The 21,132-nt window shown below is 45.4% G+C and carries 20 protein-coding genes and 1 pseudogene; 14 read left to right on the top strand and 7 right to left on the bottom strand.

Annotated features, from left to right (window positions below):
• Window positions 1-66: 66 nt before the first annotated feature.
• The 6 genes and pseudogenes from Nant_RS06850 to Nant_RS21895 form a co-directional block, all read left to right on the top strand.
• On the top strand, window positions 67-930 hold the full coding sequence (locus Nant_RS06850) for a DMT family transporter (RefSeq protein WP_054340897.1): 864 nt from the start codon (window positions 67-69) through the stop codon (window positions 928-930).
• 93 nt (window positions 931-1,023) lie between these two features.
• Entirely contained in the window at window positions 1,024-1,503 is a 480-nt protein-coding gene (locus tag Nant_RS06845) for a GNAT family N-acetyltransferase (RefSeq protein WP_054340896.1), read from the top strand.
• A 478-nt stretch (window positions 1,504-1,981) separates the two neighbouring features.
• A complete protein-coding gene (locus tag Nant_RS21265; protein WP_156298820.1) occupies window positions 1,982-2,152 on the top strand; it encodes a hypothetical protein in 171 nt (56 codons plus the stop codon).
• Between the two features lie 72 nt (window positions 2,153-2,224).
• The gene (locus tag Nant_RS06840) at window positions 2,225-2,995 is read left to right on the top strand and encodes an SDR family NAD(P)-dependent oxidoreductase (RefSeq protein ID WP_054340895.1); all 771 of its coding nucleotides are present in this window, start codon (window positions 2,225-2,227) and stop codon (window positions 2,993-2,995) included.
• 279 nt (window positions 2,996-3,274) lie between these two features.
• Window positions 3,275-3,775, top strand: a complete 501-nt coding sequence (locus Nant_RS06835) for a GNAT family N-acetyltransferase (protein WP_054340894.1) — start codon at window positions 3,275-3,277, stop codon at window positions 3,773-3,775.
• A 312-nt stretch (window positions 3,776-4,087) separates the two neighbouring features.
• A pseudogene (locus Nant_RS21895) lies at window positions 4,088-4,180 on the top strand (methyl-accepting chemotaxis protein); the annotation flags it as partial.
• A 192-nt stretch (window positions 4,181-4,372) separates the two neighbouring features.
• Here the strand turns inward: Nant_RS21895 and trpA are convergent.
• Together trpA and trpB are read right to left on the bottom strand one after the other, a co-directional pair.
• Complete coding sequence (gene trpA, locus Nant_RS06825) at window positions 4,373-5,185, bottom strand: tryptophan synthase subunit alpha (protein ID WP_054340892.1); 813 nt, start codon at window positions 5,183-5,185, stop codon at window positions 4,373-4,375.
• Window positions 5,185-6,411, bottom strand: coding sequence for a tryptophan synthase subunit beta (gene trpB / locus Nant_RS06820; RefSeq protein ID WP_054340891.1), 1,227 nt, complete (start codon window positions 6,409-6,411; stop codon window positions 5,185-5,187). The genes trpA and trpB overlap by 1 nt, the downstream gene beginning before the upstream one ends.
• 84 nt (window positions 6,412-6,495) lie before the next feature.
• On the opposite strand from trpB, the gene Nant_RS06815 reads away from it, so the two are divergent.
• Window positions 6,496-7,044 carry a TetR/AcrR family transcriptional regulator gene (locus Nant_RS06815; protein ID WP_054340890.1) on the top strand — a complete coding sequence of 183 codons (549 nt, stop codon included), beginning with the start codon at window positions 6,496-6,498 and terminating at the stop codon, window positions 7,042-7,044.
• Window positions 7,045-7,115: 71 nt separating this feature from the next.
• On the opposite strand, the gene Nant_RS06810 is transcribed toward Nant_RS06815, so the two are convergent.
• Window positions 7,116-8,567: a M48 family metalloprotease gene (locus Nant_RS06810; RefSeq protein ID WP_054340889.1), complete on the bottom strand. Its 1,452-nt coding sequence runs from the start codon at window positions 8,565-8,567 to the stop codon at window positions 7,116-7,118.
• A 120-nt stretch (window positions 8,568-8,687) separates the two neighbouring features.
• Between Nant_RS06810 and Nant_RS06805 the strand changes: the two genes are divergently transcribed.
• On the top strand, window positions 8,688-8,924 hold the full coding sequence (locus Nant_RS06805; protein ID WP_054340888.1) for a sulfurtransferase TusA family protein: 237 nt from the start codon (window positions 8,688-8,690) through the stop codon (window positions 8,922-8,924).
• Between the two features lie 26 nt (window positions 8,925-8,950).
• On the top strand, window positions 8,951-10,033 hold the full coding sequence (locus tag Nant_RS06800; RefSeq protein ID WP_054340887.1) for an AI-2E family transporter: 1,083 nt from the start codon (window positions 8,951-8,953) through the stop codon (window positions 10,031-10,033).
• Window positions 10,034-10,111: 78 nt separating this feature from the next.
• Here Nant_RS06800 and Nant_RS06795 read toward each other — a convergent pair whose 3' ends face one another.
• Window positions 10,112-10,579, bottom strand: coding sequence for a peroxiredoxin (locus tag Nant_RS06795; protein WP_054340886.1), 468 nt, complete (start codon window positions 10,577-10,579; stop codon window positions 10,112-10,114).
• Window positions 10,580-10,748: 169 nt separating this feature from the next.
• Here Nant_RS06795 and dapA point away from each other — a divergent pair, with 169 nt between their 5' ends.
• The 3 genes from dapA to Nant_RS06780 all read left to right on the top strand — a co-directional run bounded on the left by dapA (window position 10,749) and on the right by Nant_RS06780 (window position 14,144).
• Entirely contained in the window at window positions 10,749-11,627 is an 879-nt protein-coding gene (gene dapA, locus Nant_RS06790) for a 4-hydroxy-tetrahydrodipicolinate synthase (RefSeq protein WP_054340994.1), read from the top strand.
• Window positions 11,628-11,637: 10 nt separating this feature from the next.
• The gene (bamC, locus tag Nant_RS06785; protein WP_076495944.1) at window positions 11,638-13,023 is read left to right on the top strand and encodes an outer membrane protein assembly factor BamC; all 1,386 of its coding nucleotides are present in this window, start codon (window positions 11,638-11,640) and stop codon (window positions 13,021-13,023) included.
• A 173-nt stretch (window positions 13,024-13,196) separates the two neighbouring features.
• Window positions 13,197-14,144, top strand: coding sequence for a 2-hydroxyacid dehydrogenase (locus Nant_RS06780; protein WP_054340884.1), 948 nt, complete (start codon window positions 13,197-13,199; stop codon window positions 14,142-14,144).
• A gap of 160 nt (window positions 14,145-14,304) precedes the next feature.
• Here Nant_RS06780 and Nant_RS06775 read toward each other — a convergent pair whose 3' ends face one another.
• Together Nant_RS06775 and rlmD are read right to left on the bottom strand one after the other, a co-directional pair.
• Window positions 14,305-14,928: an RluA family pseudouridine synthase gene (locus tag Nant_RS06775; RefSeq protein WP_054340883.1), complete on the bottom strand. Its 624-nt coding sequence runs from the start codon at window positions 14,926-14,928 to the stop codon at window positions 14,305-14,307.
• Entirely contained in the window at window positions 14,925-16,361 is a 1,437-nt protein-coding gene (gene rlmD / locus Nant_RS06770) for a 23S rRNA (uracil(1939)-C(5))-methyltransferase RlmD (protein ID WP_076495943.1), read from the bottom strand. The genes Nant_RS06775 and rlmD overlap by 4 nt, the downstream gene beginning before the upstream one ends.
• A gap of 117 nt (window positions 16,362-16,478) precedes the next feature.
• Here rlmD and Nant_RS06765 point away from each other — a divergent pair, with 117 nt between their 5' ends.
• Window positions 16,479-17,462 (top strand): glycosyl transferase family protein, encoded by a 984-nt coding sequence (locus tag Nant_RS06765; RefSeq protein ID WP_082400132.1) that lies wholly within the window; start codon window positions 16,479-16,481, stop codon window positions 17,460-17,462.
• A gap of 485 nt (window positions 17,463-17,947) precedes the next feature.
• Entirely contained in the window at window positions 17,948-20,065 is a 2,118-nt protein-coding gene (locus Nant_RS06760) for a sensor domain-containing protein (protein WP_054340992.1), read from the top strand.
• 253 nt (window positions 20,066-20,318) lie between these two features.
• Here Nant_RS06760 and Nant_RS06755 read toward each other — a convergent pair whose 3' ends face one another.
• Window positions 20,319-20,804, bottom strand: a complete 486-nt coding sequence (locus tag Nant_RS06755) for a GNAT family N-acetyltransferase (RefSeq protein WP_054340882.1) — start codon at window positions 20,802-20,804, stop codon at window positions 20,319-20,321.
• Between the last annotated feature and the right edge of the window lie 328 nt (window positions 20,805-21,132).

Here is a 21,132-nt window from a genome sequence, read left to right as displayed (position 1 = left end):
ACCTATTAAATAAGGCTATACAGAGCACCCTCAGGGGTGCTCTTCTCGTTATGACTGAAGCTCCTTATGATTGACAATTCCCTCTACAAAGGCGCGTTACTGATCCTGCTGGCTGAACTGTTTCTGGTTTTCTCCGGTATGGTTATCAAACAAATAACCGGCGAGCTGCCAACAGAGCTCATCGTATTTATGCGCAACCTGTTTGGCTTAATGCTGCTCATGCCCTGGCTGCTTAGAAATGGCCGAAAAGCCATCCGCACCAGCCTGTTACGCTTTCACTTTATGCGGGCCGCCGTCGGTGTAACCGCCATGGGTTGCCTGTATTACTCGTGGGGGCATCTGCCCTTAGCGCAAGCCGCACTCTTGAAACAAACAGCACCGTTTTTCATGCCGTTAATAGCCTTATATTGGCTGGGTGAAAGGATTAGTTGGCTGTCCAAATTATCCATCATTGTGGGCTTTGTTGGCGTTTATGTCGTCCTTAATCCCCATCAGGGCAGTTTGAATTTAGCCGTCATCATCGCGGTAGCAGGTGCCATGCTAGGCGCATTAGCCAAAGTAACTATCCGCCGCATGGTCGGTACAGAAAGCCCGCAACGCATCGTATTTTACTTCGCCTTTTTCAGCGCGTTGCTATCCGCCATACCCGCATTACTGGTATGGCAAACCCCGACAACACCACAGTTTGGCTGGCTACTCTTATTAGCAGTCACCTCTACCATAGCCCAACTACTGCTTAGTAAAGGCTACAGCTACGCTCCCGCAGGGCAGTTAGGGCCATTTACCTACGGCTCCGTCGTGTTTGCCGCGCTCTTTGGTTGGTGGATCTGGGCAGAAAGCCTCGGCTGGAATACCTGGATTGGCATGGTGCTTATTACGCTGGCAGGACTCATGGCCATGTGGAAGACGAGGGAGGGCAAGCGAGGGTAGGTGTATATTCGCTATCTTTATCAACGGGTCCATATATTACAGCGCCAACCTACGCTTCAGTCTTTGCAGCGTTAGTTTCTAAATGGAGTATCTATGTCAATTGTAGTACGAGAAGCAAATAGAAGAGACTCAGGTCTGATTCTTAAATTCGTTAAAGAATTAGCAATATATGAGAGAGCTGAGCATGAAGTCTTTGCTACTGAATCCTCAATTGAAAATTCGATCTTCGGCAATGGTTCGTCTACTAAAGCTGTTATTTGCGAAAAAGAAGGTGAACCTATTGGTTTTGCTGTTTACTTTTTCAATTATTCAACTTGGTTAGGAAAACATGGCCTTTATCTTGAAGATTTGTATGTAAGCCATACGGAACGAGGCAGTGGTGCAGGAAAGGCTCTGCTGAAGTATTTGGCTAAGGTTGCAGTGGATAAAGGGTGCGGCAGGTTTGAATGGAGTGTACTTGATTGGAACGAACCAGCTATTGAATTTTATAAATCCCTTGGTGCTAAACCAAAAGATGAATGGATTGGCTACCAGTTAACTGGCACTGAGTTACTTGCTTTGGCTGAGTCTTAAGACGAACATAAATCAGCAATCAGGCGGCGCAGCGGTAATCGTCACCTTTGTGCAGGCTATTTTGGGTCAGTGCAAAAACTATCGTTGCTTCATTTGGTAATGAATGTTCTAGGGTAGCCGAAGTGTTGTAAGGCCCCAGGCTTTATAATTAGCTGTTAAATTACCAGGAGCAAAACAACAACCCTGGTTTCTGAGTGTGGATTAATACAGAGAATGCGTAGGCATTACAGTTTTCTATTGGTCAGATGTCGAATCAATAATAAACTGGAAAGCAAACGCAGAGCATAAAGAAGCACAGCGAACAGGTCATAACACATGGTATTCCGCGAATCCAACATTCAAAGGGTGAACGTGATTACGCATTTAACAGGCTGCTGCCCTCGCTTATATATTAATAATCTACTTAAGTGTCAAAAGTATATAGGGCTGAATCCAGTCTGGGCTGGTATGGTTTTATATCAGGCAGGGCGCATAGGCAATGTTTAATGCACAAGTGGATGAAAAGCTAATCAAGAATATCCGATTGGCGGTAAACAAAGGCATGGCGCTCGGAAGTGGACGAATTAAGGATGAGATTGAACAGATGTGTAGCTGCTGGATTAAACCTGAGAAGATGGATAGATTCAGGTTTAATTTAGAAGATAAGTAAGTTACATCTGCTCCCGCTTTCTCTGATTAAGTAGACGTTAGCAGTATCAAATATCTAATCAAGGAGTATTCCATGAAAAGAGTAGAGCATAAAGTAGCTGTCGTAACAGGCGGCGTACTGGGAATAGGCCGGGCAACTGCTCTGTTATTAGCAAAAGAAGGAGCAGCGGTTGCTGTAGTCGACATTAAGGGTGAAGAAGCTCAAAGCCTCATAAACGAGATTGAAGATTTCGGTGGAACCGCAAAATTCTGGCAACTTGATACCACAAAGGAAAGCCAGGTTATAAGCGTGTTTGCTGATATTATTCGTGAATTTGGTAAGGTTGATATACTGGTTAACAATGCAGGTATCGCTGGGGTGAATAAGCCTACACATGAGATAACCGAAGAGGAATGGGACAACGTTATCAATGTTAACGTTAAAGGTGTTTTCTTATGCGCTAAACATTTGATTCCTCATATGCAGAAGGCTGGTGGTGGAAGCATTATTAACATGTCTTCTATTTATGGCATCATTGGTGCTGGAGATCTTCCACCGTATCATGCGTCTAAAGGTGCTGTTCGGCTGATGACTAAAAATGATGCACTGTTTTATGCAAAAGACAAAATCAGAATCAATTCAATACATCCCGGCTTTATCTGGACGCCTCTCGTAGAAGAGTTAGCAAAAGGATCACCTGAGGGCGTTAAAGCATTTAGGAAGCAACTTGATAGTCGCCATCCTATTGGCCATGTCGGAGCACCAGATGACATTGCCTATGGTGTTTTATATCTTGCATCTGACGAATCTAAATTTGTTACTGGCAGTGAGCTGGTTATAGATGGAGGTTATACCGCTCAATAAAATTATGTTTGTACATTATGCTTAACAATATAAATCACCTGCGCTTGCAGAGCAGGTGATTTATGGCATTCGTAGAATAATTCAGAACCAGACTTTTGTGCAAATTTTTGCTCTATCAATATCATTTTCTGATAATAAATATACACGTGTTTGAATCGATAAAATCTGAGTAATAGTAAATCGAACAGACATTAATAATAAACAAGGAAGGACTGTGAGGATGGGTGTTTTTATGCAGAATGGCCTAATCTGACAGCTTCGTTAGCAATAGGTTTAACGATGGCTTTAATTCATACACAAGTACCACTGTTCGGCCTGCGTTTTGGTACGCCTTCGGATGCAGCGTTGGTAGTCCAATTTATGCAGAAACTCGGTGCTTTTCAAAAAATGGAAGATAAAATTACAGCCACTCCGGAGCGGATAGAGCGTTTGCTCACATCGAAGCAGGGTGAAGTCGTATTCGGGCTTTATGATGGAGAGGTCGTAGGTTTCGCGTATTTTCATGAAAAAAGTTCCGCTTTTACGGGACGATCAGGACTGTTTATCGATGGTTTTCTTATTGATGATTCTATGCGTGGTAAAGGCTTGGGTAATATCATGATGCAGTTCTTGTCAAAAACCGCGCTCGAACGTGGATGTGAAATGCTTGAGTGGGGATGCCTGGACTGGAACACTTCTGCCATAGAGTTTTACCAGCAGATAGGGGCTTACTGTGTCGATACAATGCGTATATATCGTCTATCACCTGATGATTTAAAGGCAGCAGCTATTCGATTCTGAAGTAAATTTCAGAGACAGTATACCTGCTTGGTAACAGTACGATAAAGCGGCTCACCGGGCGTTATGATAAAAATGGGGGGTGTCGCGTGGCGTTAATGTTTCGTAAGCGCCTTACTAGCCAGGCCTAACCCGCGAAGTCACCACCCCGTAAAATAACTGCTCTTTTTATATCAGGAGTAGCCCATGACACCGACACGTAATAAACAACAATGGCAAGACTTGCTGGATCAGCAAGCGATAAGCGAACTGTCTAAAGCCACGTCAGTAGACGATGGCGCGCCTGCTTTTTTACGTGCGCAGGTGGCTCATCATTTACTCACGCTCAATGTCCCGATAGAAGCTGCCCGCGCTGGCGAAGCAGGAAGAGGTTTTGCTGTTGTTGCAGATGAAGTCCGAAATTTGGCGGTCTGACTCAGCTGAATACAGAGCTATCCTGAGGATAGCTCTGTATTCACAAACCATATGAGAACGCTTTCGTCGTTGGTTAGGGTTAAGAGCAACTAGCGTTTTACTCATGACTTTAAATAGAGCATAAAAAGATGGCCGTGTAATGCGGTCATCTTTTTATATGCACGTCTCACGCGCGATTGTGATTGATTAAGCTTGTAGCTCGCTCAATTTTCTCGCTACGGCTTCTAAGCCTCCCTTGTTGAACGCATTTAAAAATGCTGATCCCACAATAGCGACGTCAGCATGGCCTTTGAGGGCGCTGATGTCTTCGGCGGTATTGATACCAAACCCTACTGCTAACGGGAGCGAGGTGAACTGCCTGACGTTATTTAGATAACCTTGCATGTTCTCTAATGCTGAGGCTTTCGGGGCTGTAGATAGCTGATTTGTCGAGAGCTGGTCGGTTGATTTTTGCCCGGTCACGCCTGAACGGCTTACGCAGTAGAGCATACCTTGGGCTTGTTCGGTCACCTTACGTATGCGGTCTGCTTTCATATCGGGGGTGATTAGCCAGATAGGGGCGATACCGCTGTTGCTTAATGGATCAAGCATTGCGTGGTGGTCTATGGACAGATCAGGAATGATAATGCCGCTGATGTCTTCACCCATTTGTTGTGCAAGCGACGTAAATCCCGGTTGTAATAATGGATTAAGGTAGCTCATTAAAAGCACACGGCTTTGTGGGTATTGCCTGGCTAATTTTTTTATATCTTGCAGGCATTGCGTGAGCTTAGGGTTCTGCTCTAGTGCATGATGGCATGCGTTCGTGATAGTCGGGCCGTCAGCTACAGGATCAGAGAATGGGAACTGCACTTCGAGTATTTCGACGCCGTTATCCAGCATCAGCTGCATAATCTCAAGGCTTTTTTCGATGGTCGGGTAGCCATAGACGACATGAGTCATTAACAATAGCGGTTTGTTCTGGCGTTGGTTCTGTATGAATGAGGTTAGCTTATTCATTATACGGACTCCTCTTTCAGGTATGTCTGCAAAAATTCGGTGAAAGGTTCGTCATCCAACGCTTTTGCAATATTGAAGATGTCTTTGTCGCCACGCCCTGAAATACTGATGACGATATGTTGATCGGGGGACATTCCGGCTGCTTCTCTTAATCCGCCTGCGACCGCATGCGCAGATTCCAATGCAGGGATGACTCCTTCGTGACGGGTAAGTAGCTTAAAGGCTTCCATTACTTCGATATCACTGGCGCTGGTCATACGTACTTTGCCTTGCTCTTCAAGGTCGGCCAATATCGGAGAAACGCCCACGTAGTCGAGCCCTGCTGAGATTGAGTGCGTGGGTTGTAGCTGGCCTTCTTCATCCTGGAGGAATTTAGTGGCGAAGCCTTGAGCGATGCCGAAGCGTGCCTGATCGGTATGAAAACGCATGGCATGATCGCCGGGTGCATCACTGCGACCACCGGCTTCTACACCGATGAGTTCAGCGTCACTTCCCACGAAGGGCAGGAATATGCCACAGGCATTACTGCCGCCACCCACACAGGCATAGATGCGATCAGGATATTTGCCGAACTGTTGGGTCGATTGTTCTTTAACCTCTTCTCCGATAACGGATTGGAAACCGGCCACCATTTCAGGATAGGGCGCACAACCACAGCTCGTGCCGATCAGGTAATAGGTATCTTCATAGCTGGAAGACCAGTCACGTAAGGCTTCGTCGAGTGCATCTTTAAGGGTAGCTGCACCGGTGGTGACGGGTACAACGGTTGCGCCTAGTTGCTTCATCCAGAACACGTTCGGGTACTGGCGTTCAATATCATGTGCGCCCATATAAACGGTGCATTCCAAGCCTAATCGTGCAGCAACGATTGCGCTGGCGACACCGTGTTGGCCTGCGCCTGTTTCGGCGATGATACGGGTTTTGCCCATGCGTTTAGCCAGTAATCCCTGGCCAATCACGTTGTTCATCTTATGCGCGCCGCTGTGGTTCAGGTCTTCCCGTTTTAGGTATATTTGTGCACCACCCAGCATCTTAGTTAAATTGGCGCAGTAGGTCAGTGGGGTCGGGCGTCCTGAGAAGGTTTGCATCTCAGATTTCACGAGCTGGATAAAGGCCGCATCGTTCATCGCATCACGATAAGCTTTTAGCAGTTGTTGTTGGCTGCTATAGAGTATTTCGGGGATATAGCTCCCGCCGTATTGACCAAAACGTCCTTCATCATTCATGATCTCGCCCCTATGTACTAATTTATTAACTAAACGGTTCGGTAAAGATAATGAATATTCTTACTGACGTCAATGGGAATCTTTATGGCACGCGGACGTCCATCAAAAAAACAGGAAATTCTGGATGCTGCACGGCAGTTGTTTGCGGCATCAGGTTATCAGGGAACGTCAATTGGCCTGGTGGTGCAGACTGCTGGTGTCTCCAAACCAACGGTTTACAATAATTTTCCTACCAAGCAGGCGCTGTTATCCGCATTGATGGAGCAATTGCTGGTGGAGTCGCAAGCATTTAGGCAGAGGCTATGGAAGGATAAGCATATTTCTGTTGCGGATGGACTTATAAAGGCATTTGAGGATATTGCCAGTGTGCCGGAATACTTAGCCGTTTACCGTATTAGTTATGGAGAGCGGCATAAGTTGGATGAGCAGACGTATCTGCTTTTTAAGCGCTTTGATCAATCGCTACAACTTGACTGCCGTTGCTGGCTTGAGACGCATACGTTTGAACTGCAAGAGGGTGCGATGCTGGCGATTATCGCCATTTGCCGGGAGGGTATACTGATTCCCGCTTTATCGGGTGATGAGCGCGTGCCTCGCGCTGTAATAGAAGCGGGGTTAGGGCGTTTTCTGTGATTCTGATTGGCTATGGCCTTTGACTTTTTTATGAAGAGGGTCTTTTATGGAAATTCTCGTATAAGCAAAGGTTAAAGATCCATCTTCATCTCTTCACGTACTCTTTTGGTATCTATTTCCAGTTGTTTTAAGCGCGCGATATCCGAGGATGAAAGGTCAGGCTCTCTTGTTGCGAAGGTTATTTGTTGTAACGCTTTGTCTATCTGTCCTGTGAGTAAAAAATATTCGACACGTGCCTGATGTACCGCGTTTGTCTTGCCTGCCTGGCCTAATGCTTCTGAGAGTAAGTACCAAATATTGATATCTGTGGGGTAATCCAGTTTCAGCTTGTTCAGTACCTGAATAGCTTTATTCGGTTGCTCTGCGCCCATATAAGCTTTGGCCAGCAGCAATTCAACGGCATAGTGGCCCGGGTAAATATTGGCAAGCTGCTCGAGTTGTTTTGTCGCGGTTAACCAGGCTTCTGCCGCGATCTGTAGTTCGGCTTCTGTAAGCTTTACAAATAGATGCTGTTTCCAGGAAGCCGGGAGTTTGCTTAAGGCGCTCTGAGCTTGCTTAAATTGATTAAGTCGGATGCTGGCGACGGCTAAACCATAATAATCCAACGGAGTTTGTGACGCTTCCGCTTCCGTTTGGTAGTAGTTGAGTACTTTTTGGGGATTGTTGGCAAAGTGCACACTTAAACGGGTTCTGGTCAGGTCGAAATATAACGAGGGCTTTACATCTGAGGGGATGGGTAATTGAGCCGCGCGATTCAATGAGTCGGCAATACGTGATTCGGTCACGGGATGTGTCAGCAGGAACTCCGGAGGACGGGCACCTTGAAAGCGCTGAGCGCGTTGCATTCTGGAGAACATGCGCGGCATGGCATTAGGATCGACTCCGGCAGCGACCAGGTTCTGCATACCAATGCGATCAGCTTCTTGTTCATTCTGGCGACTAAACGCTAAACGTGAAGATTGTTGTGCCGCTATTGAACTGGTAATCGCCGCTACGCCGGCCTGTGTGTCGGCAGAGGCAATCAGGATGCTCGCCAGCATGGTAGCCAGTGTGAAAGGGCGGTTTCTTCTGGATTCTTCCAATTGTGCCGCAAAATGACGCTGGCTCAAGTGGGCCAGTTCATGTGCAATAACGGAAGCAAGCTCATCTTCATTCTCAGCGGAGAGTAAAAGTCCTCCGTGTATGCCTACAATACCGCCAGGAACCGCGAAAGCATTCAGTGTTGGGTTATCCAGCACGATAAGCTCCAGTCGCTTATCCTGCAGCTGACTATGTGCCGTTAGCTGCCAAAGAAGATCGTAAAGATAAGAATACGCTATCGGATCATTTAATAGTGGTACACTGCCGCGCAGAGTACGCGCCCAGGCCTGGCCCACTCTATGTTCTTTGTCGAGTGAGATGATGCCGGATGTGGAATCGCCAATCATAGGTAAACTATTGTCTGTAGATATCAGTGTCGCAGCTGAGGACATTGATGATACAGAGATGATCGCGGCACATAAAAAAATGTTAAGAAAGCGCATGCAGTCGTTCCTGTTTTCTTTCATGGTCGTGTGAGGCATGTCATTATTCTACTCTGTTGCAATAAAGGATGCCTGTGAGAGGCGGTAAAGATTTGCAAAGTATTGAAATAAGGGGCTTATATGCAAAACACTAAAATTGACCAATTGTTAGATACTACGGGATTGAATTGCCCTTTACCGTTGTTAAAAGCAAAACAGGCACTCAATAAACTCGCTCCTGGACACGTGCTTAAAGTGATTGCTACTGATGCAGGATCCGTCAGGGATTTTAAAGCCTTCACTGATCAAAGTGACCATGAATTACTCAATTCGTTCATCGGTGAATCCGAATATATTTATCTGATTCGACGCGGTTAACTCAACATTTACTGGATAGATCAACCATGAGAGCCATTTTCACAAAATGGATAGAGCGGTACTTTTCTGATGAAGAAGCACTGTTTCTGTTTTTGTTACTCGGTGCATTTTTACTCATTATTTTAACCTTGGGTAAACCTTTGGCTCCCGTTTTTTCAGGACTGATTATAGCTTTTCTGATGCAGGGCGGGGTGGATAAGCTGGTTAAAAATAAAGTACCGCATCTGGTTTCTGTATTCATAATATTTGTTGCTTTTATGAGTTTCCTGCTGGCTTTTTCGCTTATTGTATTTCCATTAGCGTGGAGGCAGTTGTCGAGTTTGTTTTTGGAACTCCCGCGTATGGTGCAGCAAGTGCAGGCATTATTGCTGGTGTTACCGGAGCAGTATCCGCTATGGATTTCGGAGTCTCAAATTCGTGACATTATGAATCTGGCGTCCAGTGAATTGTCGAATGCCGGGCAGATGGTTCTTGCTTTTTCATTAAACTCTTTGACAAGCGTGATGACGCTCTTGGTTTATTTAGTATTAGTACCCATTTTAGTATTTTTCTTCCTCAAGGACGGACGGTCCCTGATTCGTTGGTGGGTTACTTTTTTGCCGAATAAGCGCCAGATGATGACTAAAGTATGGCGAGAAATGGATGATCAGATAGCCAACTACATCCGCGGCAAAGTCATAGAAATCCTGATTGTGGGCAGCGTTACCTATATAACCTTCATGATGCTGGGTATTAACTATGCGGCGTTATTAGGGATTATTGTGGGGTTGTCTGTATTAGTGCCCTATATCGGCGCTGCATTAGTTACTTTGCCAGTCGCCTTAATTGGATTTTTCCAATGGGGCTGGGGCAATGAGTTTATGTATCTGATGATTGCTTACGGCATTATTCAGGCGCTGGATGGCAACGTACTTGTCCCGTTGCTGTTTTCGGAAGCGGTAAACCTACATCCTGTTTCTATTATTGTGGCGGTACTGATTTTTGGAACCTTATGGGGTGTTTGGGGTGTCTTCTTTGCCATTCCGCTGGCAACATTGGTCAAAGCCATCTTGAATGCATGGCCCGGGCTGCAAGAGAGTCCGGATCCTCAGAAAGAGACAGTTATCTGAATTTTCCATACAGGAAGTAATGCTCGTCTACACGGAGCATTACTTCTATAGCACTTCTATGAGATGTGGTAACAATATTTAAAGTGTTTCTACTACTGTAAGTACTTCATCTGCGTGTCCTTTTACTTTTACTTTACGCCATTCGTTGCGTAATACGCCTTCCGCATCGATCAGAAAAGTACTGCGTTCAATCCCCATATACTCTTTGCCATACAGTTTTTTTAACTTAATGACATCAAAATGCTGGCATAAAGTTTCATCAGGGTCGCTGATGAGTTCAAAAGGGAAGCTGTGCTTGGCCTTGTAGTTTTCGTGCGTACGTAAACTGTCCCTACTAACACCTACAATGACTGTGTTTGCTTTTTCAAATTGACTATACAGATCTCTGAAGTTCTGACCTTCTGTGGTACAGCCTGGTGTGTTATCTTTTGGATAAAAATAAATAACCAGATTTTTCCCTTTGAAATCTACCAGAGAAAGTGTGGTTTCGCTGGTGGCCGTTGCTGTGAAATTCGGTACGGCTTGGCCTACAACTATGGTTGTCATTGTTCTTTTTCCTCTATTTACAAAAAAGCGATGTCGCTACTACGCTTATTGGCTTTATTTCGTATAGAATATCGAGCCTTATACGATATCAGATCAGGTTTTGGATGTGTGCAGATAAATGCGAAGCGCCGAACCTTATGTTGCAGAACCTATGTTAATGGAGAATAAAATGATTACCGGCAGCATTGTTGCGCTTGTGACGCCAATGAAAGACAACGGAGAGATCGACTGGGTCGGTCTTGATAAGGTTGTAGACTTCCATCTGGAAAAGGGCACACACTCTATCGTTGCCGTAGGCACGACAGGTGAGTCTTCAACGCTTAATTGTGATGAGCATTGTGCGGTAATCAAACGTGTCGTTCAGCGAGTGAATGGTCGCATCCCTGTTATTGCAGGAACTGGCGCAAATTCAACCACTGAGGCTATACAGTTGACTCGCGAAGCGAAAGGCGCAGGTGTTGATGCCTGCTTACTGGTGACACCTTATTATAATAAACCGACTCAGGAAGGTTTATATTTACATTATAAAGCGATTGCCGAAGCGGTCGATATTCCACAAATTCTGTATAATGTACCGGGCCGTACTGCCTGTGATTTGTTGCCTGAAACGGTTTATCGCCTTGCTGAGATTTCTAACATTGTGGGTATTAAAGAAGCCACCGGTGATATTGAGCGGGCTCGCGCACTGATAGAAAATGTTCCTGAGGGCTTTGCTATCTACTCGGGTGATGATGCCACCGCTATTGAGTTAATCATTGCAGGCGGTCAGGGTAATATTTCAGTAACGGCTAACGTTGCGCCGGCTGAAATGGCTGAAATGTGTCGTTTAGGTCTTGAAGGTAAGGCAGAAGAAGCACGTGCAATTCAACAAAAAATGATGCCTCTGCATACTAAATTATTTGTTGAAGCGAACCCTATTCCTGTGAAATGGGCTATGCATGAGATGGGCTTGATGGATCTGGGTATCCGTCTGCCGCTTACTGTGCTTTCCGCACAATATCAGCCTGTTGTTCGCCAGGCACTGATTGATAGCAACGTATTAAAGTAAGGAATATCTGATGAACTTACGGTTACTTCCGTCTGTAGTATTGGTTGGGCTGGTAACAACCAGTGGTTGCAGTATTATCGGGAAAAATCCTATCTATGGCGAAAATGGTGTTTTTAAAGACCGGAACCAGGAATATGAAAAGGCGGCCGTAGCAAAACCATTAGAGATTCCGGCTAATATTCAGGCTAAGTCGACTCAAGACCAATTTGTTATTCCCAGAGTAGGTCAGACCGCGACTGTCAGAACCACCGGTTTTGAAGTGCCGCGCCCTGAATTCTTCTATGCGGATACCGGCAGCGAGTCAGTTAATCTGACGAAGCTCGGAGATCAGAAAATCATAGTGGTCGACGAGCCCATTGCGGCCGTTTGGGAAAAAACATTGGACTTCATGAAGTTTAATGGTGTTGCGTTGGCCAGTACTGATGCCCGCGAAGGACTAATAGAAACTGACTGGCTTATGACCTCAGGTCCAGAGTACAGCTTTATTGACCGTTGGGTTAAACATCTGACTTTACAGGATATACCTGGTGGTTCACGGAATAAATTGCAGGTGCGCTTGCGCCCGGATCCGGAAAACTACCAGCGTACATCGATTGCGATGAAGCACGTTCAGTATCCTGAAAAACAGCAAGTCACCGATATAAAATGGGATACTGAATCTCAGGATGTTGGCTATAAGTCAGATATGATGTTTGAAATGTTGCGTTACATGAGTAAAGCAACCGCTAAGCCTTCAGAGCGCTCATTACTTGCATTACAACAGCAACAGACAGTCCGTCCTTTATTAGGTCGTGATTCGCGTGGCAATCCGGTGTTGAAAATTGAAGCTCCCATAGATCAGTCGTGGGCTATGCTGAATAAAGCGGTTGCGAAAGCCGGTATTGATGTGGGTACGCGTAATCAGAGTATTGGTATGCTCTATCTGACCTATACTACGTCTACGCCTGTCGATAGCCAGAAGAAGATGGGTTTCTTTGAGTGGCTTGCTTCGGATCGTGGGGAAATCAAACTAAGCACCAGTGCGATCTCTTCAGCGCTCGGTGTAGAAAGCGCTGATGATGCCATAAGCTACAGCGACAAAAATGTTGAAGAGCAACCGGTGTTGGCAGAAGGCGAAGCGCAGGCGTTGGCTGATCCTAACAATCCGGCTAATCAGAAAGGCTATAAAATCTGGCTGGCAGGGCGAGTTATCTATGTCTTTGGTGGTGAAAAGTCTAAGGGCAGTTTCAATGCAGATACCGATGCTTATGAGCATGTCGGCAAGTACCAGCTAAAAATGAATCGTACTCGTTCTGGCGTATTTATTACCGTGCTAAATGAAGAAGGTCTTGCTGCACCGTCCATTGTTGCCGAAGAGATTCTTTGGATAATTAAAGATAGCATGCCAGCAGCGTGATTAATGCTGTAAAAGTTTGATCTTCATTATCAGTTGATTCATATAAGGGGCCTAGGCCCCTTTTTGTTGACCAGAATATAATTTTCTCGTGTTGAATTTTTTAATGTGCTGTTTTTAAGTGCTATTTTTCATATGTGTTTCTATCGTTGATATTGATCAATCTGGAGAATTTAATGAAAGCTGTTTTTCTTGATACTGAAAGTCTGGATGACCTTGATCTCACCACTCTTGAACAGCTGTTCCGGCAATTCACTACGTTTAAGGAGACAGCGTCGGAGCAGGTAGCAGAGAGAATTCAGACGGCAGATGTCGTTATCGTCAACAAAGTTCAGCTAACGCAAGAGGTGATAAACAATTCGCCGCAGTTGAAGCTAATTTGTGTCATTGCGACAGGCACTAATAATGTGGATCTTGACGCCGCGCGTGCTAAAGGCATCATGGTTTATAATTGTCAGGCTTATGGTATTCCTTCTGTCGTTCAGCATACCTTCTCGTTGATACTGGCGTTACATACTAACTTACTAAATTATGATCGGGCTGTGCGTGCCGGTAGTTGGCAAAAAGCGTCGCAGTTTTGTCTTTTGGATTACCCAATTCGCGAACTAAGTGGACGTAAAATAGGTATTATCGGTTACGGAAATCTCGGGCAAGGTGTTGCCAAAATAGCAGAGGCATTTGGTATGGAAGTGCTTATTGCGAGCCGCTCTGATACCGATCAGCGCGACGGGCGTTTGCCGTTGGATGAACTGCTCCCACAGATAGATGTTCTATCTATTCATTGCCCGCTAACCGAAGAAACACATAATCTGATTGATGCCAGCAAGTTGGCATTGATGAAAAAACAGGCCGTGCTCGTGAATGTTGCTCGTGGCGGTGTCGTTGATGAAACCGCGCTTGCCGATGCTTTGCGAAGCGGGGCGCTGGCGGGTGCTGCAACGGATGTTCTAACAGAGGAGCCTCCGCGCCACGGTAATCCATTATTGTTGCCCGATATTCCTAATCTGATTGTGACGCCGCATAGCGCATGGGGTAGTAAAGAAGCACGTCAGCGCATTATTAACCAGACGGTGGAGAATATTATCAGTTTTAGCTCGAGCAAGGATTTACGTCGAGTTGTGTAAAGTACCTGGCTCGGCTTAGTGCTTATAATCACCAGGACGATTAGCAATACTGATGAAATTAAGAGTTAAGGCGCTCTGCAATAGTTAGCGCCTTATCAGTATAAGCCCTGGTAAGACAGGCCATGTTTACAGGTGTAGTTCAAGACTTTTAAACGCTAGTTTAAAAAGCTGCCTTATCAATAAAGGATAAGGGCTCTTGTGTGTATGGATGAGTGAACGCGAGTTCTTCAGCATGCAACAGGAGCCTGTCAGAAAGACTAAGAGCTTTTTCATCAGCATAAAAACGGTCTCCAGCGATAGGGTGGCCCATCCACTGCATATGGACGCGTAGCTGATGCGAACGTCCTGTTTCCGGATAAAGGAAGACGCGGCTAACGTCGGTGAGTTTTTCTTTTATTTCCCAGCGTGTCAGAGCGCTTTTACCTTTTTCATGATCAACTATCTGCAATGGGCGTCGCTCCCAGTCGCAGCGCAAAGGTTGTTCTATTATACCGTTATCTTCTGAAGGCGCTCCGCTGATAATCGCGTGGTAACGTTTGTACACTTTACGCGTTTCAAATAAGCGGCTTAGTTGAACATGAGACTCAGCCGTGAGTGCCAGTACCATCAACCCGGAAGTGGCATAATCCAGTCGATGTACAATGCGGGCAGTTGGATGGCCTTCCGCCTGTACCCGATGCCAGAGGCAATCCTGCTTTTCGGGGCCTTTGCCCGGGACCGATAGAACATCGTATGGTTTATTAACAATGACCAGGTAGTCATCCGCAAAAAGGACAGGAATCATTTTTTGGCCCTTTTTGTTTTGAACGCTAGTGTTTTGGCCGCGGTTTTTTTGCCCTCGGTTTTTTTGACGTCTGCTTTTTCGGATGCGTTATTTTTGACTTTTTTAAAGAGCGCCATCGATTCAACATGGTTGGTATGTGGAAACATATCCATCACATTAAAACGGACGAGCTGGTAGCCTTTTTCTAATAAGAGTTTACTGTCTCGTGCAAGCGCAGAGGGGTCGCAAGAGATGTAAAGAATATGTGACGCGTGTGAGGATAGCTGCTTTAGTAACTCATAAGCCCCGGTGCGTGGCGGGTCAAGAATTATCTTGTCATGCGCAATGCTAAACCAGGGTTGTGGCTGAATATCTTTGGATAAATCGGTGCGGAAGAACGAGGCATTATCAATAGTATTCAGCGTCGCGTTTTGTTCTGCTCGCTTTACCATATCGTAAGAGCCTTCGACGCCGATGACTGATTTAACGTGCCTTGCAATAGGCAGTGTAAAATTACCAAGACCGCAGAACAGATCCAGAACAGTATCGTTTTCGCTGAGCTCCAGCCATTCAACGGCTTGACGGATCATCTGCTTATTAACATCAGCATTGACTTGTAAGAAGTCACCCGGCTGAAAATTAAGCGTGATATTCTCATCTGGCAGTGTGTAGCTGTTTGGTTTCAATTCAAGCAGGGTGAGTTGTTCTGAATCGGTTTTAATATAGAGATTAAACGCTTTGCTGCGAGCGAATTCGGTCAGTTTGTCTTTATCGTCTTGCTTCGGATTTCCTTTGCAGCGCAGCAGCAAGGACTGAGATTCGTCACCAAACAGCAGCTCAGCATGGGTATATGATTTGCTGTTGGATAATTGATCAAGCACGCTTTTCAGATCGGTGAAAATCGATTCACCTCGTTGATCTATAACCGGGCAGGATATGATTTGCAGTAATTTATTACTTTTTCGGCGACGAAAACCGACAATTGATTCATCGCTTTTTTGTAACACGTTGAGTCCCAGCCGTGCCGAGCGACGGTAGTGCCATGGCGCTGATTGAAGGGGGCCCTCAACCAATAGTGGGACTTGCTCGCCAAAGCGTTGTAGTTGGTTCAGAGCATTGGCTTGTTTAACAAGAATCTGTGCGCTGTGTTCTAAATGTTGTAACTGGCAGCCACCGCATTCCTCGTAATGCTTGCATAGAGGTGTGGTGCGATCAGGTGATGCCTTGATCACTTCCACCAGTTGGGCTTCATCATAGCGCTTGTGTTGAGTGGTAATAAGCGCTTCAACATCCTCTTGGCTTAACGCATCGTCAACAAAAATGGTTTTGCCCAGATGGCGGGCAATTCCCCTGCCTTCCTGGCTGATGGATTCAATATGAAGCAGTAGTGCTTCAGTGGATAATGGTTTTTTTTTGGTGAGAGGGCGACCAAAACGGATAGATTGTCTTTTCATTATAATTTCCAAAATAAGCTGCCGGCATTTTATCACAGTGCGTATCAAGTCATCAGGATCAATCGCCTCTGTTTCTATTGTATAGTGAGCACCGGATCAAATATTGGAGTTGTCGTTGTGGCTGAGCATGCATTCGCGCCTTATGTGCGTATTTTGGGCAAAGGAAAAAAAGGGTCGCGTTCGTTAACGCAGCAGGAATCTTTCGATGCAATGAGTATGATCTTGTCAGGTTCCGTAAGAGCCGAGCAGCTGGGTGCTTTTCTTATGTTGCTTCGAGTGAAGGAAGAATCTCCGGAAGAGCTGGCCGGCTTCGTGCAAGCTGCACGTTTACATGCGCATGCCCCTGAACAATTGAAAGTGGATCTTGACTGGTCAACCTATGCGGGTAAAAAGCGCCAATTACCCTGGTTCTTGCTGGCGGCATTAGTGTTATCTGAAAACAATATACGTGTCTTGATGCATGGTTCAAAAGGGCATACCGAAGGACGGTTATATATTGAAGATATGCTTTCTCTATTTGGTTTTGGGCCCGCTCTCGATTGGCAGCAGGTGGCAGCGAATTTGGATAGTCATGGTTTTGCTTATATATCGATCGATGATATGGTGCCGCGCTTAGGTGACATTATTCAGTTACGGCCGATTTTAGGCCTGCGGTCACCGGTACATACGCTCTGCAGGCTTATCAACCCATTAGGTGCTCCTTGCACCGTGGATGGGGTTTTTCATCCGGCTTATGCGCCTATGCATCAGAAAACCAGCCTGTTATTAGGCGTGCAGCAAGGGCTCACGATTCGCGGCGACGGTGGCGAAGCTGAACTCAAACCGGATTCAGATTGTGAAGTACGCTGGATACGTCAGGGGGAATTATCTGATGAGCAGTGGATGCGGATTCTACCTAAGCGATTAGTAAAAGAAGAGGTGCTGGATCCGTCGATGTTAATTGCTTGCTGGCGTGGCGATGTTGCGCACGAGTATGGCGAAGCAGCAATCATCAGCACGTTGGCGGCGTTGTTGGTACTTCTCGATAAAGCGGATCATCAAGCTTCAGCGCTGATTTTAGCGCGAGAGCTTTGGCAAAAGCGTGATCGTTCGCGCTTCTGATCTGTGTCTCCATGAAAAGATGAAGCTCGATTAATGTTTAAGAGCCGGATTACAAACGCGAGGTCAGGCTGCCCGCTTACCTCGTGATAGGACGAATGAATATGGAGTTGTTCGATAGTAGGTCGGCTTTGTGCCAGATCTTGTGAACACAATTCGTTTTTAGCATAATAAAATGCTCAGCCCAGCCAGGGAGAATCTGCAATGTCTCGTCATACTTAAGTCCAGTCAAGATCTCAATCCATGCTATTAGCAAAGCGCCAGATGTTTTTTAACAGAAGATTATCGCTTTCGAGTCGTTGATGTTTTTTAATAAAATCAATTTTGATTCATTGGGTTTTTATCGGATGCCGTCTAAGCAGAAGGGGCGTCCTGACTGTTACCCTGCAGCATTGCACCGCGAATTCCACTCCCAAGGGTCGTGCTTGTATTAACAGGTTTTGAGCAGGATAATGAGAATATTGGATCAAAATCGCGTGGAAAGTATCTTGAAAAATAGCGAAAATCATTTCAGAAAACTCTGTGATGTGACCCCTCAACAGTTATGGACAGCTGATCCTGACGGTGCGCTAACCTATGTCAATAAGCGTGTTACTGATTATTTTGCTATATCATCAGAAGAAGCTCTGGATACTGGCTGGCAGAAGCTTATTCACCCCGATGACCTTCAGGTCGTGTTGCAAAGATGGACCCATTCCATACAAACAGGCGAACCTTATAAGCTTGATTTTCGGCTCAAGGGCGCGGATGGTGTTTATCGCTGGCATATTGGACAAGCCCTTGCGGAATTTGACGGCAATGGCGAAGTTACCGAATGGTTTGGTAGTAATACTGACATCACTGACCGGAAGGAGATCGAGCAGGCATCACTAACCATTAGTCAATTATTGGATCAATCACAACAGATTGCGAAGGTAGGTGGCTGGGAGCTCAATGTCGTTACAGGGGATTTGTTCTGGACCGATGAGACCTATCGCTTGCATGATACATCTCCTGAGAAGTTTAATCCCTCGGTGGAGGCTGGGGTAAGCTATTTCTTGCCGGAGTCACGTGAGTTAATTTCTCAAGCTCTTGACTCAGCAATAAATGAATGTAAAAACTACGATCTGGAGCTCGAAACCTTCACCACACAAGGTCGTAAAATTGATATTCGTACTACCTGCACCGTGACTCAAGAAGGTGGTAAAGCAATAAGGCTAACGGGTATTTTTCAAGATATTACAGACCAGAAAAACATTCAACGTGAACTGGAACATACAAACCATGAATTGCAGCAAACTAACTCTGCATTAAAACATATTGCCCACTATGATTCTCTGACGCATTTACCTAACCGTAGTTTGCTTGCCGACCGTATGCAGCAAGCTATGAAGCATAGCAAAAGGAATGGAATGGCAATGGCAGTTGCTTTTCTGGATTTGGATGGCTTTAAAGAAATTAATGATAATTATGGTCACACAGTGGGCGATAATTTATTAATCCATATTGCTTCAAAAATGAAAAAGCGACTGCGCGAAGAGGATAGCTTAGCACGTATCGGTGGGGATGAATTTGTTGTAGTGCTAACAGACTTGGCGCAGCCAGTTGATTGTGAGCCCTTGCTAAATCGTATGCTGGAAGCAGCATCCGAGCCGATGATTTTCGATGGTAATACGGTACAAGTCTCTGCAAGTATAGGCGTTACTATTTATCCTCAAGATAGTGTAGATGCAGACCAACTCATGCGTCACGCAGACCAGGCGATGTATGTGGCTAAGCAAGTAGGTAAGAACCGTTACCACTTTTTTGATACGGAGCAAGATGAAGCCGTCAGCATTCAACGCGAAAGTCTGGACAATATTCGTTCTGCTTTGGAGCGACGAGAGTTCGTACTGTACTATCAGCCCAAGGTGAATATGAACGCTGGTGAAGTGATAGGTGTAGAAGCCTTGATACGCTGGCAACATCCTGTGCGTGGTTTAGTCCCGCCTTTAGAGTTCTTGCCTGCCATAGAAGGACATGCCATTAGTCTGGAGATTGGTGAGTGGGTTGTAGATACGGCATTGACTCAAATAAGCCAATGGCGAAACATGGGTATAGATCTCCCTGTCAGTGTCAACATTAGTGCCTATCAATTACAACAAGATAACTTTTCAGCTCGTCTGGCAGAATTGTTGGTTGCCCACCCTGATGTTGAACCACGCTTTTTAGAGCTAGAGATACTCGAAACAAGCGCCTTAGATGACGTGCAACATATATCAACAATTATGAGTGCCTGTATGGACCTGGGCGTAAGCTTTGCCTTAGATGACTTTGGCACAGGTTATTCGTCACTTACATATCTTAGACGTTTACCAGCCAATCTGATTAAGATAGACCAGAGCTTTGTGCGAGACATGCTCACTGACCCTGACGATTTAGCGATTATTGAAGGTGTCATAGCCTTGACTAAATCATTCAAGCGTAACGTTATTGCTGAAGGTGTAGAAACTATTGAGCATGGCGCTGCATTATTGGAACTTGGCTGTGAATTAGCACAAGGTTATGGTATTGCCAAGCCGATGCCAGCGAGTGACGTTCCAGCGTGGCTTAATGGCTGGGAGGCTGATATTAGTTGGCAGGCCTGAATAAGCTGTAATACGTTATTTCTGAGGTTAAGTTATCTGATTGTCTTCTTAGGGTGGGTAGCTGTTCTTCGAGGTTATTTCAGTCTATATATTTGATATTATATGGGGTTTTGACTATTTTTTTCAGTTCCTGCATGCTGTGAAATTGCCGATATTTTGGCCTTTTCTGTTTCAATGCAGTGAAATACGGCATTTTTATGGTTTTAGCTTTAATAAGATGAGCCCCACTAAGGTTTAACCATTCAGGAAAAGCCTAAATTTTTGCGGACATATAGCAAACATCAAAAGGAAGATGCTCGAATTCTCGTGTAGATATTTCAGCAAATCCTAATTTAAAGTACCACTGCTTTAATTCTTCAAATGCGGCAATAATGCCGATACTCACTTCGTTGACTCCCTTGTCTTTTGACTGCTGAAAGTGATGCTTGACTAACGCTTCGCCAACACCGCAGCATCGTACAGCAGGTATTGTTGAAAGACGATTAAGATAGGCCGTTTCTGGTCGTGGTATTTCAAGTGCGACACAGCCAGCTGGGGTGTTATCCAGCTCTAGAATGAAGTAGATTTCTCCTCGTTCAAAGTCAGATGTAACCCACTCTGGAGTATAGAATGAAGGATGCTTAGGGTTATTTTGGTGAGTTATACTAAACTTCCGAGCAACGTCTTTGTTGGATTCACTGATGAGTGTTGCAATAAGTTGAGCGTCCGAAATACTCGCTTCACGTATACTGAAATCCACTTTGACCTTCCTTGTATTTAATAAATGCAGATAATGAAGTGTGCCTTAGCGGGAACATTGGATCAAGATAGAGTCAGTGGCTCGTCTTGCATCCATACGTGAAGTGATAACCCGCGAACATCGGAACAGAATCAAGGCTCGAAGCCATCAGTCCTAACGCAATGTCATAGACATCCCTGCTGGTTCTATTCTGTATTTTAAAAAAACAGATTCTCGAAAACGGTAAGCAACCCCAACATGCCATAGCGAAAGGGCCACATAAATACGGGTTGTCACACTGGCGGCTGAAATCAGTATTCCTAATAAACAGACTATTAAATGTCGGTTG

The organism is Neptunomonas antarctica (assembly GCF_001305295.1).
Lineage (GTDB): Bacteria > Pseudomonadota > Gammaproteobacteria > Pseudomonadales > Balneatricaceae > Neptunomonas > Neptunomonas antarctica.
Note: the sequence above shows the minus strand (reverse complement) of the source record. Positions and strands in the feature narration are given on the sequence as shown.